We start from the raw sequence: 16,713 nt of genomic DNA on the forward strand, positions 1-16,713 counted from the left end.
TCTCATTCGGTGGGGAGGTCGGCGAATACGTCTCGCCCCAGGACGGCAGACGCGGCGACGGCTCCTCCGGTGAGGGCACCGACCACGCCGGCAGCCACAACGTCCTGTCCACTGAGGTAGAGATTGGGAATTGCCGTGTGGGCGCTGAGGTTTCGCAGTGCGAACCTTTGAGGTGTGGCCGCCAATGACATGAAGTCGCCGTATTGCCGGTTGAGGAAGTGATTGAAGCTCAGCGGCGTCGCGAGCTCGAGATGGTCGATCCGGCCTTCCAGCTGTGGACAGACTCGCAGAAGTTGTTGCAGTAGTTCATCGGTCAGCTGAGCCTTCAAATCCTCGTACGCTGCACCGCGGCGCATCCAGGCGGTTTCCGCATACTGTTCGAACAGTTTCCAGCTGGTCACGCCCGCGATGTCGACGGTGGTGCGCCCCGGGTGGCGCTGTAGCCAGGACGGGTCCTTGACCGAGGGGAAGGTGAGGAAGTACAGGGGCATTGGGCGATTCGTGGGGTCGGACTCGTACGCCGTCACCGCGTTGTCGATGTCTGGCCCGTGATGTATCCAGATGTTGCCACGTGGCAGGTCGAGGTCGTCGCCGGATGCGCGGATGCCGATGTTGAGCACGACCCACGGCAGTGACGGACCGACGGACCGACAACTCTCGATCAGGCCGGCGTCAGCTGATTCAGATGGCAGTAGTCGGGTGAGCGTGTTGTGCGCACCGGCGTCACTGATCACCGCGGGCGCGCCGAACCGGCGGCCGTCCGCCATCGTGACACCGCAAGCCTGTCCCGCCTCGTCGAGTTCGACGGCGTCGACGTCAGCACTGATGAGGACTTCGCCGCCGGCAGCGCGGATCACGTCGGTGATCGTCTCCGCTAAGCGGCCGGAGCCGCCGATTGGGTAGCTGGCGCCATGGATGTAGTGCCGGATCAGCATCGCGTGGATCGCGAAGGACGCCCGTGCGGGGTTGAGGCTGTAATCGCCGCAATGGCCGCAAAGGACGGTCTTCAGTTCGCTGTTGTCGGTCAGCTCGGACAACACTTCGGACACGGTGCGGTCGGAGAACGCGCGGAACGGTTCGCACATATCGGCGTACAGACCCTCGGCGAGCTCACGCGGTAGGGCCCGGTGGGCGAAGAAACTGCGTGAGGTGCGATTTGCTTCCGTTACCAGCTCCGTGTACCGGTCGATCGCGGCGGCCTCGTCGGGGAAGTATTTCTTCATGCGGTCGGTGAATGCTTTTTGCCCCGAGGGGTATTCGTACTCGCGATCACCGACGATGATCCGGTTGTAGACGTCGGCCATGGGTTCCCACGCCAGCTTTCCGTCGGTGATGTAGTCGAAGACCCGGCGCAGCGTACTCGCGGGGCTGTGGACCTGGCCGATGTAGTGCAGCCCGGCATCCCACTCGTATCCCGACCGCTTGAACGTCTGGGTGGCCCCGCCGGCCGTGGTGTGTCGCTCCAGCACCAGGACCCGCCGTCCGGCGCGAGCCAGCAGACCCGCGGCTGCCAGGCCTCCGATTCCGGATCCGACGACGATTACATCCCACGAATCCCCCACGGTGCTGCGGTGGTAACTCCGACCTACGGACATTGGTCACGACCTCCATATGCTGACTTCTATAAACCAAAGTCAGGCTATCTTGTCGATAGGGTCGAGCACAAACAATGGGCACTGGAGATGATGTGAGCGACACCGCCGAACCAACCGACAACGGCCGCGATGGCCACTGGGATCGTGAGGCCTGGAATCTCGAACCGGATTCGATCGCGCTGGCGCTGGACGCGCTGAGTCCGCGCACGACGGGCGCGATCATTCGAGAGGCGTTTTACGGCACTCGTCGATTCGACGACTTTCAACGGCACTGCGGTGTCAGTCCAAGCGTGCTCGCAACGCGCCTTCGGGCATGCGTGGCGGACGGGTTGCTGCAGAAGGTGCCGTACCGGACGCCGGGCACGAGGGAGCGCGACGAATACCGGCTCACCGACAAGGGCCGCAGTCTGGCGCCGATACTGCTCGCGCTCAACGATTGGGCCGATCGATGGCTGCTCGAACCGGACGCCGCTACGGTCTCTCTGCGTCATCGCGACTGCGGGCAGCGGATCCATGCCACCGTCACCTGCGAGGCCGGGCATCAAGTGACGGCCGTGGCCGACATGGTCGCCGCGGCAGGCCCTGGCGCGCGCCCCGCGCACAAGCATTAGCAGTCGCCCGATGACGGGCTTCGCTACCGTGACTGTCGCCTCACAGGCTGCAGGCGTCAGTTGGCGGCGCGCAATATCCGCTGCCGCGGAAGGTAATTCGCTTAGGCCTGGACGGCGGTGAGGATCGCCGTCAGCACGGTGACCAGTTCGGCAGAAGCGGCTGCTCTGCCGCGAGGCGTGATCAGTTCGCCGCGGCGTTCGTAGTCGGCGACGAGGGCGTACATCGCGGTGGCCATCATGGTGATCCGCCGCTTCTGCAGCCGACGGTGAGAGCGAATCTTGCGGTTCAGGCTCCGCAGGATCGTTGTCATGCCGGGCCAGTTCTCAATGCTGGACTCCGCCTCGGAAATCACCGGGTGGTGGCGGATCTGTTCGACGAAACGCGCGTAGTGTGTGGCGCCTTCGAGGTAGGGGATGGTCAACGCCGGCTCGGCCATGATGGTCAGCAGGTCGGAAATCGAGGGTTCATGGGCCGGAGCGATCTCGTCGAGTAATTGCATGCGACGGCGTTCCAGGCTGTCCATGCGTCGTTGCAGGGTGGCGGCGAGAAGGCCATCGAGATTGCCGAAGTGGTAGATCACCGCGGAGTTGTTGCGCTGTCCCGCGTGCGCCGCGATTTCGCGGGCGCTGACCGCCAATCCGCGTTCGGCCACAAGGAATTCGGTGGCATCCATGAGGCGTTCACGCGCGGGCGTCGCCGCGCCCGCCCGTGAGCGGTCCTCGGTATCGCGGCTCTCTGCCATCCCGCCATTAAACCACATGCTTTATTGACGGATTAAAGCATTCGCTTTAGTGTGGCGGACTGACGACACCTCCAGGCAGAGGTGGGAGATGAGGAACGATGACAGAGTTGCCCATACCGCTGACCCCCGAGGAGTTCGACGAGTCGCTGGTTCAACGACTGGTGCGCACGAAGTACCCCGACGTGACCGTGGAGCACATCCGGATCGTTGATGCGGCTCTGTCCAGCGAAGGGGAGCAACGGGTCTCGACTGCGCGGCGCATCGCGATGGACGTCGATTTCGCAGGCGGTGCTCCCCATCTGCCACAGCGGCTGATGGTCAAGGTGGCTCGGCCCGGCTTCGGCGATTTGCCGCTCTACGACAACGAAGTCAACGTCTATACGCGCCTGGGTGATGAGCTGCCGGTGAACACCCCCAGCTGTGTGGGTGGGTACCGCGACGTTGAGGGCAGTTCGTTTGGGTTGGTGCTGGAAGACTTACGGCCGCGCGGTGCCGAATTCCCTTCCGTCCTGACCCCCACGAGCGCCGCGGACATCCGCGGGTTGCTCGATCAGCTGGCCGCCCTGCACGCCAGGTACTGGCAATCGTCTCGGTTCGATGACGACCTGGCGTGGGTGCATCCCCACATCAGCGGACCGTTGCACGAATTGTTCAATCACGAGGGCGGCGTACCGATGTTGGTCAACTGGGAGATCCAGACGCAACAGTTCAAACGCGAACTCGTCGAATCCGTGGGTGAGACAGGCCAATCTCTGCTGCGCAATGTCGCACTGGCTCAGCAGCACCAAGCCGGCCTACCGCGCACGCTGGTCCATGGCGATACCCACATCGGCAACACGTACCGGATGCCTGATGGCAGCTATGGATTGCTCGACTGGCAACTGACGTCGTACGGCTACTGCATGCACGACGTGGCCTACATCGTCATCACCGGTCTGTCCGTGCAGGACCGACGCGAGCACGAAACCGATCTGCTCTCCTACTACCGCCAGCGCCTCAGCCACCACGGCGTCACCGAGGCGCCGACACTGTACGAGCTCACCCAGGAATACCGCCTGGCCGCCGCGTGGTGTTTCTACATCGGCTGGCTCACCACTCCCATCGAGAACTACGGCTGGGAAATCAACGTGGCCAACCAAATCCGGCTGGCTACCGCCTACCGCGACTTGGAGTCCAAGGAAGCCTTCGCGCAACTCGAGGCGACGACGGCGGGGGAGCGATGATGACTGGGCATTCGCTACAAACTCTCAGCGATCGGACGGCGATCGCCGAATTGTCCTACCGCTATTCCCTGGCAATCGACACGAAGAACTTCGACGCACTCGATGATGTGTTCACCCCTGACGCGTACGTCGACTACCGGGCCATGGGCGGCATCGCGGGATACTACCCAGAGGTCAAGCAGTGGCTGCGCGACACCCTGTCCTGGTTCAACGGCATGCTGCACATCACCACCAACCACATCATCACCGTCGAGGACGACGAGGCGACGGGGCGCTCCATCTGCCTGGCCCCGATGGCGCTCAGACTCGAACACCAGAAGGACCGAGTTCAGTTCTACGGACTCTGGTACCACGACACCTACCGCCGGACGTCGAACGGATGGCGTATCACGACACGACGCGAAGAGAAGGTGCTCGACTACAACACCTGAGGAGCAGGGACTGACAGATCAGCGGCGGATTCGACATTCGATTGGTGACGCCTGACCGCGTGACGGTCGTGCCAGCCTGCCGGTGAGGCCAACTCGATTGCTCGTTGAATCGTGTTCGGCCGGAAGCCGATCCGCTCGATGAGCGGGCGAAAGACGCCGGGAGCCTTCGCGGCGAAGGTCAGCCTTTTGGGGACGATGATCTGTTCCGCGCGGCGTTCGATCCCGCTGACGATCCCAGCGACGACGGTTTCGAGCGGGACCATTTTCCACAGCCCTTTATCGTTGCCGCCCCACAGTTCTCGACCTGCCGGGTCGGCGACGACGTCGTCCATCAACGGTGTGCGGAAGAACGTTGGGTGGGCGCTGCCGACACCGACGCCGAGATGACGCAGCTCGAGGCGGATGCTGTCGCACATCGCCCACGTTCCCGCTTTGCTGGCCGTGTAGGAGGCTTGCAGCGGCGAATGCGCGAACGCAGCCATCGACGAGATCGCGAGTAGGTAGCCGCAGTGTTCCTGCACGTGGGGTAGGGCGGCGCGGAACGTGCGCCAAACACCGGTGAGGTTGACGTCGATGACGCGTTCGAACGCTGCCGGATTGAGGGTGGCCATCGGGCCGACGGTATCGATGCCGGCGTTGGCGATTACGACGTCGACCCCGTCGAAGTGCTTGGCTGCCTGTGCCATTGAATCTTCCAGACCGGCCATGTCGCGTACGTCGGCGTGAAAGCCCTTGGCGACTGCGTCGTCGCCGAGGCGGGCTGCCTGGGCGGTGGCGGCGGCGAGGTCCAGATCGAACAACGCCAAGTTGGCGCCGCGGCGGCGCAGAGCCAATGCCAGGGCGGAACCAAGGCCGCCGGTGGCACCGGTGATGACAACAGTGCGTCCGGTCAGGTCATAACGAGTCATGGTTTCCTTCAATCGATTTCAATGCGGGATCAAGGGCCGACAGGGACGTGGCGATGCAGGAAGGCGATCTGGTCGGCGATGACGCGCTCGAACGGTGCGCCGACGTAGATGTCGAAGTGGCCCTCCGGATAGAGGCGCACCTCGCCCGCAGGCGCGGTGCGGGCGTGGCGCAGCGTGGCTCCGGCCGGAGCCACGCTGTCGGATTCGCACACGCAGAACAGGATTGGGCACTGCACCCGCCGGGCGTAACGTCCGGGGCGATGGAAGCCGACGTGCAATGCGATACGGGCGGCGACCTCGTTTCGATGCGGCGCCCCGTCGGGGACCAGCCCGAGGTACCCGGGCACGGCATCCGGTGCGGTCATCAACGCCGCCGATTTGGGCGCGCCGGCGAGCGGCACCATGACGGGTGCCTTCCCGCGCAGTGCCCCGGCCACATCGGCGATGGCGTAGAAGGCGACCTTCGCCAAGCTCCGCGGAGACGTCGCCCGCGCCGACGCGAGTCCGTCGGTGAACGGGCACTGTGAGATGACCGCTGCGATGTCGGGCTCTCGAGCCGCCGCGACGATGACGTGGCCGCCGCCGAACGAGGTGCCCCACAGGATGGTTCGTGTGCCGTCGATGTCGGTGCGGGTGCGCGCGAAGGCGACCGCGGCCGACCAGTCGGCCAATTGCCGGTTGATGTCGAGGAGTTGACGCGGTCGGCCGTCGCTGGCGCCGAAATGGCGGTAATCGAAAACCAGGCACGCGTACCCGGCGGCGGTGAACCGCTCGGCGTAGGCGTCGAGGCGCATCTCGCGGACGCCGCCCAAGCCGTGCGCCATGATCACCACCGGGCGGGGTTGCTGAGCTTGGGGCAGATAGAGCCATGCGCGACACATCGCGTCGCCGGAAGCGAATTCGACATCGAGGCGGGCGCCTGTTGTGTCGTTCGACGACTGAAATTCAGGCAACGCCTGTACCTCCGAACAAAGCAGTGATCTGCGCCGTAACCGGCGCTACGAGTGATGCTCCTCTCGGGCGGCGCGCATGCCAATAGGCAAATGCCTACAGTTGACGCAAGTAAATGTGCATCTGCACTGATTGGGCTTATGCTGGCTCTATGGTGTGGCTGCAGCCGTCCCCGCGTATTGCGGAGTTGATGCAGGCTGGCGCGCGGCAGATTCTGGAGCCCTCGGCTGACGTCCTCGATGAGTTCCTCGAGGAGATCGATGCGGCCACGCTCGCCGACCACGATCCCGCCCTGGCAGAAGATCCCACGCTGACGGCCGCGATGCGCCGCAGCAACCGCTCGAACTACCTGTTTTGGGCCGAATCCGTCCAACGGAATCCGGCCGCCGCGGTCCCGGCTAACCCGGGCGCCGAGCCCAAGATCATCGCTCGGGACCTCATTCGTCGCGGGCTGGATGACACCGTCCTGCAGGCTTGGCGCGCCGGCCAGAACACGGCATGGCGGCGCTGGATGAGCATCGCTTTCGGATTGACTGACGACGCTCGCGAACTTGCCGAACTTCTGGACTACAGTGCCCGGTCGATCTTCGAATTCGTCGATGCGACAACGGCACTGGTGTCAGCTCAGATGCGCGAGGAACGAAAACGACTCACGAGTGGTAGCCAGGCCGAACGACTGGAGACCGTGACCCTCATTCTCGAAGGTGCACCGATCCGCCTCGAGATGGCCGAGTCGCGGCTGAACTACAGCTTGAGACAGACACATCTGGCCGCCATCGTGTGGAGCGACCAACCCGAACCGGTCGCCGAAGTGCTCGACGAAGCGGTCGAGGCACTCGCCGCCGCCGTCGGTGTGCGTCGGCCGCTGACGATCGTTCCCGCTGTCAACGCGCTGTGGGTATGGCTCTCCAACGCGGAAGCATCCGACCTCTCACCCGTTGACGCCGTCCTGGGTCGCCACCCAGATGTGTTCGCGGCCATCGGATCTCCCGCGGCTGGCGTGGAAGGGTTTCGCCGCAGTCACCTCGAGGCGCTGGCCACCCAGAGGCTACTGATGCGCGGGCAGCGTGCGCGGCTGGCGCGCTGGGAGTCGGTCGAGCTCGTGGCATTGATGAGTCACGACGAGCCCCGGGCTCGGGAATTCGTCGCGCACACCCTTGGCGCGTTCGCGGACTCCGACCCTGAGCTGTGCGAAACCGTCCGCATCTATCTGCGTGAGCAGTCCAACGCGCCACGAACCGCAACCCGCATGTTCACCCACCGCAATACCATCTTGTCCCGAGTGGCACGCGCCGAACGACTATTGCCGAAACCGTTGATTCACAACAGCATTGAGGTCGCCATCGCACTCGAACTGGCGCGCTGGATTGGCTGAGGGAGGACCAGTCGATCTGGATCCGTGGGCGACGGAGGGGGTAGAACGGCTAAACTCATCGTGTGCACCGCGGCTTCAACTGCTCTAGTCAGCGAACTTCCCGGCCCGAGCGCGTCCCCGAGCAGCCGATGATGGCCAGGATGCGCAGCGACTCGATTGAGATTCCTGATGTGTACGTGGTCATGCAAAATCGTACTGCCACTTGGCGTCTCGAAACGGTTATCGACCGATGAGGGACGCATCGGAATACGACGTCATCGTTGTGGGTGCGGGAATCGCGGGATTGACGGCCGCCGACGGGCTCAGTCGGGCGGGCAAGCGAGTCGCGGTGCTCGAAGCGCGCGACGAGGCGGGAGGACGCATCCGTTCGGTCTCACTCGCAGGTGGGGGACATATTGAACTCGGCGCAAACTGGTGGTGGTCAAACGAGCCGCTCATTCGAGCGCTCGTCAGCCGGCTAGGTATCGAAAGTTACCCAGAAACGTTGAGCGATGGCGGGTGGCGCTTGCCGGGCTATGCCATCGATACGCCCGCGCACCGATTCGTAAACGGTGCACAGGAATTGGCTCGCCGACTCGCAGAACAGCTTCCCGACGGCGTGCTGCGGCTGGCAGCACTAGTCCACGAGGTGGACGTCAATGACGGCCACGTCGCTATCGGTACGAGTCGTGGGTCGTTTACGGCTGAGCATGTAGTGATCGCCCTTCCGCCCGCACTGGCCGTCAGCCAGATCATGTTTCGGCCGAGCTTGCCTCCTCAGTTTCGCGCGCTCGCTGAACGCACCCCGGTGTTTCTGGGCCACGTCGTCAAAGTCGTCGCGATCTACGATGAGCCAGTCTGGGACGAGAAGCAGATTGTTAGTACAGACATCGCATCTCGCGGCCCTTTCTTCGAGCTCCACAATCACAGCGGTCCGAACAGACAACCACCGGCATTGTTCGGATTCGCTCCCGCAACACGATTCGTCGACTCAACGCCGACTGCCGCTGGCGACGCGTTCATCGACCAGCTCACTCAGCTGTTTGGTCCTGACGCCGGGCAGCCTCGGACTGTGCACGTGCTTGATTGGAGTCGTGAACGCTACACGTCACCGCCGCAGCCTTGCGCAGAAGCGACAGTGGCCAACCACGGGGCGAACGAGTTCCAGTCGCCGATCATGAGGCGAATCCACTGGGCGTCCACCGAAACAGCGACGGCGCACGCAGGTCACAGCGACGGCGCGATCCAGGCGGGGGAGCAGGTCGCGAAGCGGCTGACCGGCGAGCACAACGCACAGCTGACCCGCGCCTGAGCAGACGCCGAAGATGGCTGTGCTCACTGGGCGCAATCGGGAACATGAGCGCAGGCGAGAGGTAGGTCAGGTCATCCCGCCGTGGGCACCGCCGTTGACGGGGATGAGTTGCGCCGTAACGTAATTAGATATGGGCGAGCACAGACAGACGATGGTATCGGCTGCATCGCCGATGGTGACGGTACGATCCAGCAGCATCATCACGGCGCGGTCCAAGGTTGGTTCGCACAGGTGGCGGGAACGTCGGAGGCGGGCGCTGCTGAAGGACCACAAGCGCTCGGAGAACGCCGGCCTTCACGACGCTGCCGGCGATTGGGGCGTGCCATTACGGGTTCCGCTCTTTGCCCCGTTGCAGTGCAACAAGATTGACTGCCCCTGGCTGAACATCCGCGACGGTGCGCACTGCTCACCCATTCCATAGGGCGCCGTCGCGTAGGCCAGCAGCGGGCGTGGACCGTTGCCTGGCCAGGGTTATCCGGTTCGATATAGGTTCCAGTCACTGCGACCGGACGGCCCTGGGCATCAGTGCTGCGGTACATGATCCGAGTGCCGGTTCCCACGAAGCGCCCGAGCTGCCCTGATGTTGGAGCGGAGGGACTATTCAAAATCGACGCAAAGCCGTGCCTAGGCCGGATCGCTACGAAGGGATCCGGGGCAACGGCGTCGGCGAACGTGGTGTGCGCGAATGGGGCAGTCCTTCTCGGGTGTCACTGCGGCGCTTGAGCTTTGGATATGGGGTCCGGGTCGGCGTGGGTGGTGCCGGTTTGCACTTGTGGCTCGGTGGTCGCCGGTGCGGGTGCGGGCAGTGGTTGGCTGTGGTAGCGGCGTAGCCGGTTGGCGTTGCCGACTACCGACAGGGACGACAGGGCCATCGCGCCGGCGGCGATCATGGGGGACAGCCGCAGCCCGAGCAGCGGGTAGAGCACCCCGGCGGCCAGCGGGATGCCGACCGCGTTGTAGATCAACGCGAAGAACAGGTTTTGTCGGATGTTGGCCATGGTGGCATGCGAGAGCCTGATGGCGGTGACCACGCCGGCGAGTGACCCGGAGATGAGGGTGATGTCGGCGGCTTCGATGGCGACGTCGGTGCCGGTGCCGATGGCCAGCCCGACGTCGGCTTGCGCGAGCGCGGGCGCGTCGTTGATGCCGTCGCCGACCATGCCGACGCGGCGCCCTTCGGCTTGCAGGCGGGCGATTTCGGCGGCCTTGTGTTCGGGCAAAACCTCGGCGAGCACCCGCGGTATCCCGACCAGTCGGGCGATCGCGGCGCCGGTGCGGGCGTTGTCGCCGGTGATCATCACTACCTGCAGCCCGAGCTGACTCAGGGCCGTGATGGCTGCGGCGGAGTCGGCTTTGATGGTGTCGGCGACCGCGAGCACCCCGGCCGGGGCACCGTCGACGGCGGCGAGGATCGCGGTTTTGCCTTCCCCGGCGAGGCGGGTGGCGATGTGTTCGAGTTCGTTTGTGTCGATACCGTTTTCGGCCAGCAGGGTCGCGGTGCCGACTAGGACGGTGTGTCCGGTGACGGTGGCCTGCACGCCTTTGCCGGTGATGGAGGTGAAGTCCGCCGCGGTGGGAACGGTGATGCCGCGCTGTCGTGCTACGGCCACGACGGCGGTGGCCATCGGGTGTTCGCTGTCGCCTTCGGTGGCGGCCACCAACGTCAGTAGCTGCTGGGCGCTGAGGGAGCCGGCGGTCTCGATGTCGGTGAGGGCGGGTTTGCCGGCGGTGATGGTGCCGGTCTTGTCCAGGACGATGGTATCGAGTTTGTGCGCGGTTTCGAGGGCTTGGGCGGAGCGGATCAGGATGCCGGCGCGGGCGCCTTTGCCGGTGCCGACCATGATCGATAGCGGGGTGGCCAGTCCCAACGCGCAGGGACAGGCAATGATCAGCACGGACACCGCAGATACCAGCGCCAGCGTCAACGCCGGCGGTGGTCCGGCGACGAACCACACCGTGAACGCGATGATGGCTATGACGATGACCGCGGGCACGAAGTAGGCCGAGATCGCGTCGGCCAGGCGCTGGATCGGGGCTTTGGAGGCCTGGGCTTGCTGCACCATGCGCACGATCTGGGCCAGCATGGTGTCCGCGCCCACCTTGGCCGCGCGGACCCGCAGTGAGCCGGTGGTGTTGACCGTGGCGCCGATGACGGTGTCGCCGGGGTGTTTGGTGACCGGCATCGATTCCCCGGTGACCATGGACTCGTCGACCGCGGATTGCCCAGACAGCACGGTGGCGTCGACCGGGATCTTCTCGCCGGGCCGGATCAGGATGTCGTCGCCGACCATCACGTCCTCGACCGCGATGGTGATTTCGAGACCGTCGCGGATCACCCGCGCGGTGCGGGCTTGCAGCCCGAGCAGGGCCCGGATGGCTTCGCCGGTACCGGCTTTGGCTTTGGCTTCGAGCAAGCGGCCCAGCAGGATCAGGGTGATGATCACCCCGACGGCTTCGAAGTACACGTTGCGGACGGTGGCCGGCACCAGGGCCGGCGCGACGGTGACCAGCAGGCTGTAGCCGTAGGCGGCCACGGTGCCCAAGGTGATCAGGGAGTTCATGTCGGCGCTGCTATGGGTCAGGGCAAGCCAGCCGGTGCGGTGGATGGGCCAGCCGACGTAGAACATCACCGGGCTGATCAGCGCCAGCTGCGCCCAGTGGTTGAGCAGGATCGCGGGCACCCAAGTGGCACCGAAGGTTTGGGCCATCGCGGCGAAGAGCACCGGAGCGGTCAGGACCGCGCCGATGACGACGCGGTGGGTCAGGTCGGAGATTTCTGCGCGCCGTTCTTCGGCTTGGGCGGCTTCCAGATCAGCAGCGGCCGGTTCCGGGGTGGTCGCAGCCCCGGCAGGTCGCATCCGTTCGTGGGTCGCGGATTCCTCGCCGGCGGTACCTGTTTCGTTTGGGGTGACGACGAGGGTGCCGTGGATCATGTTCATACCGCAGGAGAATCCGAACGACCCGGCCCGGTGCGGGGTGAACCGCACTGTCGTGCGTTGATAGGCGGGCAGCGCCGCGGACAGCTGCAAGTCCGGGAAGGTCACGTGTGAGGAACAATCGCCGGTTTCCTGCCGGTCGAATTCGATCTCCACTGGAATGTCTTGGCGCACTTGCAGCATGTTGGGGCTGTAGCCGCCGCGCACGGTGACCTGCAGGCGTTGGACCCCGCCGCTGACCGCGGCCGCGTGTGCGGTGCGGGGGCCGAAGAAGAACCACGTCAAACCGGCGATGGCTGCGACGGCCACCCCGATCACTATGGCGTCGATGTTCGACATCATCTGCTCCTTGTCGTCGCGAGATCGGGGTGGTTGTCGGGTTACCGGGCGGTCCGTGAGCGCCGCTCGGGGAGCAGGTAGGTTTATGCGCGCTCGGCGCGCAGGGTGCGTGGTTAGGCGGGTGGGCCGCCGGGACTCTGGTTGGGAATATCGGTGATCGGCAAGTTGGGCGCCGGTCGCGGTGAAGGTGTAGCGGGAAGCACTGGTATCCGGTCGGCCGGGATGTCGGTGAGCGCATTTGCAGCTGGGCCGTTTTCGCGGCCCCCGTAGCTGGTTCCGGCTTCGCGGTAGCCGAGCAGATGACTGACGGTGACCATGTGGTAGTCGTTGGCGATCAGGACCGGCAGGAACTGGTACACCAGGTCGACGGTGCTGGAGTAGGTGTCGTGGAGGAGCACCACTGATCCGGGTTTGATCTGGGTTTTGAGCATGTAGGTGCTGGCGGAGAGGTTGGCATCGTTGATCCAGTCGAAAGGTATTACATCCCAGAGGATTTCGGACAGCCCCTGTCGACGGGCTTCGGCGCGCACCGCGGGTGTGGACAGCCCGCCCGCAGGTCGATAGAGGGTGGGTGCGCGGCCAGTGGCTGCCGCGATGGCGGCGGTTGCTTTGTGGAGTTGGTCGGGGATGTCGTCGACCGGAATGGTCGACATATTCGGGTGCTCCCAGGTGTGGCTGCCGATCTCCATCCCGGCATTGCTGATGCGGCGGGCGGAGTCTTGGTTGCCAGTGACCTTGTTGCCAATGAGGAAGAAGGTGGCTTTGGCGCCACGGCCACTGAGCACCCGTAGCAGACGGTCGGTGAACGGTGTAGGGCCATCATCGAACGTCAGCGCCACGCATTTGTGCATCGAGCAGTCGACGTGATCCGCGTCCAGGTCGCGTTGACGGCGCGCCGCCGCGACTACCAGCACCGTGACCGTGCTCAGAACCACGACCAGCACACCGAGTTGCCACATCCAACGCGAACGCAAGCGCCCCACGTGTTCTCCTGCCTGAACTGCCCGACGTCAAGTGCGCACATTGTCTACGTATCTGTAGCGTACTGACATCAGCCGTAGTTTTGTTGGTCTGATCCTGACGGACCTGTTGTCGTGCCGTGATGGTGATGGCTCACCTCGACGTGCCTGCGAGTTGTGCACGGTCTGGCCGCCGGAGTCGGTGGCTGATACCGCCCGTCAAGGCGACGGTGTGCTGACCCAGCCGATGAGGATGAATCCGGCCAGGATCAACACGGCGGCCATCGGATAGCCCATGAGCAGATCCTGGTACCCGACGAGGGCGAAGCGGCCCAGGTGCGTCACCATGTGCACCAGCGCCATCACGGCGCCCACGCCGACCAGTAGCCAGCCTGCCGCCCGGCGGCGCCGTTCACGCCGGAAGCCGGGTGTGTAGATCGACAGTCGTGGTGCGCGGCCGCGCCGGATCGGACTCATCGGCAGTTCTCCCTTCCGTAGGACATATGTAGTGATCTAGTACTGCTCTACATAGTAGACATCACCTCCGCGTTCGAGCACGGCTAAGCCTGGTGGTGTACGCGTCCGCGCGAAGGCGTGGAAATACGAATTCGGGCCCGCGCCACGAATTACGTGGCTGAAATTGTGGCCAAAGTTACCTATGTGGCTTGTGTCATGTAACGTGAGTCTCGTTTCTACGGTTTAACTACGTACGTGAAGGCGGCGTAGATCGGCATTACCGGTGCCTGCCGGCTTGCGGTGGCTGGCGGCGCAGCCTGCCGATCCCCTGGCGTGAGGAGGCGTGGACGTGGTGCGGTGTAGATCAGTGGTGCGCAACTTCATTTGCCGCGGCGGACAGGCTGAGCCTGCGAGTCCGTGCCGGGGTGTCCGCGGGTGGGCATGTGGCACTGCGGCATTGGCCTCGGTGGTAGTGGTAGTGGTTACGACGGGGCCGCCCGCTGGCGCTGCGCCCGGCACGGGGCCGTGGGATCCGTCGCTACCGAGTGTGCTCAGCGCGGGTGCTCCAGGTGATCCGGTGGCGATCGCGAATGCGTCGTTTCAGGCCAGTGCGCTGGCAGCTCAGACGACAATGGATTTGGGGCGTAAATTTCTGTCCGGCTTGGGTTTTCGTGGCGCAGCCGTTACTCCTGGTCCGGCGTTGCAGGGCAACCGCGTATACGGCGCGCAGGCGATCGAGTTTGCGATTCGGCGTGCCGGTTCCCAGATCGGGGTGCCGTATTCGTGGGGCGGGGGAGGCCTGACCGGGCCGAGCCGGGGCATCGATTCCGGCGCAGGCACGGTCGGCTTCGATTGTTCCGGGCTGACCCGCTATGCCTTCGCGGGCGTGGGAGTACTGCTGCCACGGTTTTCCGGTGATCAGTACAACGCTGGCCGGAAAGTGCCGCCGTCGCAAGCCAAACGCGGTGACTTGTTGTTCTGGGGTCCAGATGGCGGCCAGCATGAGGCGCTGTACCTCGGTGGCGGCCAGATGATCGAAGCGCAACAAACCGGTGTGCCGGTGAAGATTTCGCCGGTGCGCGTCAGCGGCATGACACCGTATGTGACCCGCGTCATCGAAAGCTGAACCGCCGCACCGCATGGGCACCCCGATCGGCGACGGAGTGATGCCCGATGGTCGCAAGACTTAGGCGGGGCACATCCACGTGCCAGACAGGTCCAGGACTCCGATCACGATCGGGCTCGACGCAATGACGGTAGCGGCGGCGATCAGCGCTGTGTGTGCAGCCAGACCAGCACGGCCGGTGGCCGGGCATGCCAGCCTCGCCGCGCGGTGAAGGACCGCGATATCGGCGGCGCCAAGGGCACCGGCCGGGGCTGTGCCGACCAGGGCCACCAGACCGGCCAACAGTGCGCGACGCCCGTATCGGCGGGCTGCGGCGTCGTCGGCGCACATTTCAAGCAGCCGCGCGACATCCTCGGCGCCGCGGGTGAGCAGGCCAACGTGTGGCAGCGCGGTTGCCAGTGCGCGCAGCACTGTAGCGATGGTGAGGTGATGGCCCGCTACATGTGCGCGCTCATGGGCGATGACCGCGTGCAGTTCGCGCTTACCCAGGGCATCCACTGCCGAGCTGGTGACAACGATCGCCGGCGGCCGGCCCGCCACCGCGTAGGCCGCGCGCTCGGGTGCCTGCAGGACGTACACGTGGGGGCCATACAGCGGTTGGCCGACCATCCGCACCGCATCGCAGTGGTGGCGGGCGGAGCCACGCAGCCGGTGGATGCGCCGTCCGACCCCAACGCCGATCGCTGCAGTGGTGATGGCCACCGCGAAAACTGCTGTGATCACTGCAATTTGTGCTGCCGAGCCGTGGGCGCCCGAGGCGAAGTCGCACAGCAGTTCCACGCAGGTGACGACGAGATTGCTCGGCTGCCCCCAGTGCGCGATCACGTCGCGCACGATCAGGACACAGATTGTCAGCCCGGTGAGCAGGAAGCTGCTCACCGCGATCAGCCACGCGGCGACACCGGCGCGGGGCGCCTGACCGCCCCGGGTGAGCCAAGCCAGCACCCGAGGCCCGAATGCGACCAGGGCGCCGTAGTACAGGGCCAGGCAGGTCGCTGCGCTCACGGCTTTTTCGCCCGGTTTGCCCGTCGCGCCACCCTTCGCAGTGCCTCTCGCAGCCGTTCGGATTCGTCCGAGCTGATCTGCTCGATGAAGTAGGTGAGCACCAAGTCGGAGCGGCCGCCGCCATCGAGGGCTTCGCGCATCAGGTGTGCGGTGTGTTCTTCGCGGTTCATCACGGCCCGGTAGCGGTAGGCGCGGCCATCGCGATCGCGGGCCAGCCACCCCTTGGTGTGCAGGTTGTCCATCGTTGACATCACGGTGGTGTAGGCGATCTGCCGCTCGCTGGACAATTCCTCGTAAATGTCCCGGACGGTCACGGTGTCGGGGTCACGCTTCCATACGCGATCCATCACAACCGATTCCAGCTCCCCGAAACCTCGCAACCGCACGCTCAAACACCCTTCATCTCTGAGGACTGAGCCTACCGCCCGCCGCGCGCCCAGCCGGGTTCCGACGCGAACTCCCAACGCCGGTGGCTCAGTCGTTGTCCTGGCTCTTCACTGCACTGCCGGACCTCCCTTCGTCTGCGCCAACGACCACCTCGACATACCCTCGACGCGGATTGGCTCAGGTGACCTCGAAAGTGCGATTCGGACCGGCGGCAAGTGGTGAAGCAGCGGATATCGGTCTCGACAATATGTCGACGCGGACGACATTGCTGCAGTGCGTTTAGACCGATGGTCTACTCTATAGACCGGTGGTCTAAAAAAGCAGGAAGCAGCCCTCCACCGCCATGTCGAAAAGGAGTCGTAACCGTGCGCACATCC

The 16,713-nt window shown here is 64.8% G+C and carries 16 protein-coding genes and 1 pseudogene; 6 read left to right on the top strand and 11 right to left on the bottom strand.

Annotation, left to right across the window (positions count from 1 at the left end; all coding sequences use genetic code 11):
- Window positions 1–2 precede the first annotated feature (2 nt).
- Complete coding sequence (locus QRN63_RS16240; RefSeq protein ID WP_285031686.1) at window positions 3–1,595, bottom strand: phytoene desaturase family protein; 1,593 nt, start codon at window positions 1,593–1,595, stop codon at window positions 3–5.
- A gap of 92 nt (window positions 1,596–1,687) precedes the next feature.
- Between QRN63_RS16240 and QRN63_RS16245 the strand changes: the two genes are divergently transcribed.
- Window positions 1,688–2,206 (top strand): winged helix-turn-helix transcriptional regulator, encoded by a 519-nt coding sequence (locus QRN63_RS16245; RefSeq protein WP_285031688.1) that lies wholly within the window; start codon window positions 1,688–1,690, stop codon window positions 2,204–2,206.
- 101 nt (window positions 2,207–2,307) lie between these two features.
- On the opposite strand, the gene QRN63_RS16250 is transcribed toward QRN63_RS16245, so the two are convergent.
- Window positions 2,308–2,949, bottom strand: a complete 642-nt coding sequence (locus QRN63_RS16250; protein ID WP_285031690.1) for a hypothetical protein — start codon at window positions 2,947–2,949, stop codon at window positions 2,308–2,310.
- A 98-nt stretch (window positions 2,950–3,047) separates the two neighbouring features.
- Here QRN63_RS16250 and QRN63_RS16255 point away from each other — a divergent pair, with 98 nt between their 5' ends.
- Complete coding sequence (locus tag QRN63_RS16255; protein WP_285031691.1) at window positions 3,048–4,172, top strand: phosphotransferase; 1,125 nt, start codon at window positions 3,048–3,050, stop codon at window positions 4,170–4,172.
- A complete protein-coding gene (locus tag QRN63_RS16260; protein ID WP_285031693.1) occupies window positions 4,172–4,603 on the top strand; it encodes a nuclear transport factor 2 family protein in 432 nt (143 codons plus the stop codon). The genes QRN63_RS16255 and QRN63_RS16260 overlap by 1 nt, the downstream gene beginning before the upstream one ends.
- Here QRN63_RS16260 and QRN63_RS16265 read toward each other — a convergent pair.
- Both QRN63_RS16265 and QRN63_RS16270 read right to left on the bottom strand, forming a co-directional pair.
- A complete protein-coding gene (locus tag QRN63_RS16265) occupies window positions 4,591–5,523 on the bottom strand; it encodes an SDR family NAD(P)-dependent oxidoreductase (RefSeq protein WP_285031695.1) in 933 nt (310 codons plus the stop codon). The two genes, QRN63_RS16260 and QRN63_RS16265, sit on opposite strands and share 13 nt — an antisense overlap.
- Window positions 5,524–5,540: 17 nt before the next feature.
- Window positions 5,541–6,392: an alpha/beta hydrolase gene (locus tag QRN63_RS16270; RefSeq protein ID WP_285031858.1), complete on the bottom strand. Its 852-nt coding sequence runs from the start codon at window positions 6,390–6,392 to the stop codon at window positions 5,541–5,543.
- Window positions 6,393–6,613: 221 nt separating this feature from the next.
- Between QRN63_RS16270 and QRN63_RS16275 the strand changes: the two genes are divergently transcribed.
- The gene (locus QRN63_RS16275; RefSeq protein ID WP_285031696.1) at window positions 6,614–7,837 is read left to right on the top strand and encodes a PucR family transcriptional regulator; all 1,224 of its coding nucleotides are present in this window, start codon (window positions 6,614–6,616) and stop codon (window positions 7,835–7,837) included.
- Window positions 7,838–8,066: 229 nt separating this feature from the next.
- A complete protein-coding gene (locus tag QRN63_RS16280; protein WP_285031697.1) occupies window positions 8,067–9,128 on the top strand; it encodes a flavin monoamine oxidase family protein in 1,062 nt (353 codons plus the stop codon).
- A gap of 66 nt (window positions 9,129–9,194) precedes the next feature.
- Here QRN63_RS16280 and QRN63_RS16285 read toward each other — a convergent pair whose 3' ends face one another.
- From QRN63_RS16285 to QRN63_RS16305, 5 genes and pseudogenes are all read right to left on the bottom strand, one after another.
- Window positions 9,195–9,332: an SDR family oxidoreductase gene (locus QRN63_RS16285; protein ID WP_285031698.1), complete on the bottom strand. Its 138-nt coding sequence runs from the start codon at window positions 9,330–9,332 to the stop codon at window positions 9,195–9,197.
- Window positions 9,333–9,500: 168 nt separating this feature from the next.
- Window positions 9,501–9,709 (bottom strand): annotated as a pseudogene (locus tag QRN63_RS16290) (lipase family protein); the annotation flags it as partial.
- A gap of 126 nt (window positions 9,710–9,835) precedes the next feature.
- On the bottom strand, window positions 9,836–12,403 hold the full coding sequence (locus QRN63_RS16295; RefSeq protein ID WP_285031699.1) for a heavy metal translocating P-type ATPase: 2,568 nt from the start codon (window positions 12,401–12,403) through the stop codon (window positions 9,836–9,838).
- 113 nt (window positions 12,404–12,516) lie between these two features.
- Window positions 12,517–13,362 (bottom strand): polysaccharide deacetylase family protein, encoded by an 846-nt coding sequence (locus QRN63_RS16300; protein WP_285031859.1) that lies wholly within the window; start codon window positions 13,360–13,362, stop codon window positions 12,517–12,519.
- 219 nt (window positions 13,363–13,581) lie between these two features.
- A complete protein-coding gene (locus QRN63_RS16305; protein WP_285031700.1) occupies window positions 13,582–13,839 on the bottom strand; it encodes a hypothetical protein in 258 nt (85 codons plus the stop codon).
- Between the two features lie 436 nt (window positions 13,840–14,275).
- Here QRN63_RS16305 and ripB point away from each other — a divergent pair, with 436 nt between their 5' ends.
- Window positions 14,276–14,944 (top strand): NlpC/P60 family peptidoglycan endopeptidase RipB, encoded by a 669-nt coding sequence (gene ripB, locus QRN63_RS16310; RefSeq protein ID WP_502888146.1) that lies wholly within the window; start codon window positions 14,276–14,278, stop codon window positions 14,942–14,944.
- A gap of 60 nt (window positions 14,945–15,004) precedes the next feature.
- On the opposite strand, the gene QRN63_RS16315 is transcribed toward ripB, so the two are convergent.
- Both QRN63_RS16315 and QRN63_RS16320 read right to left on the bottom strand, forming a co-directional pair.
- Entirely contained in the window at window positions 15,005–15,949 is a 945-nt protein-coding gene (locus QRN63_RS16315; RefSeq protein ID WP_285031701.1) for a M56 family metallopeptidase, read from the bottom strand.
- A complete protein-coding gene (locus QRN63_RS16320; protein WP_285031702.1) occupies window positions 15,946–16,335 on the bottom strand; it encodes a BlaI/MecI/CopY family transcriptional regulator in 390 nt (129 codons plus the stop codon). The genes QRN63_RS16315 and QRN63_RS16320 overlap by 4 nt, the downstream gene beginning before the upstream one ends.
- Window positions 16,336–16,713: the final 378 nt, after the last annotated feature.

Origin of the sequence: Mycolicibacterium sp. lyk4-40-TYG-92, from assembly GCF_030209435.1 — a bacterium.
Lineage (GTDB): Bacteria > Actinomycetota > Actinomycetes > Mycobacteriales > Mycobacteriaceae > Mycobacterium.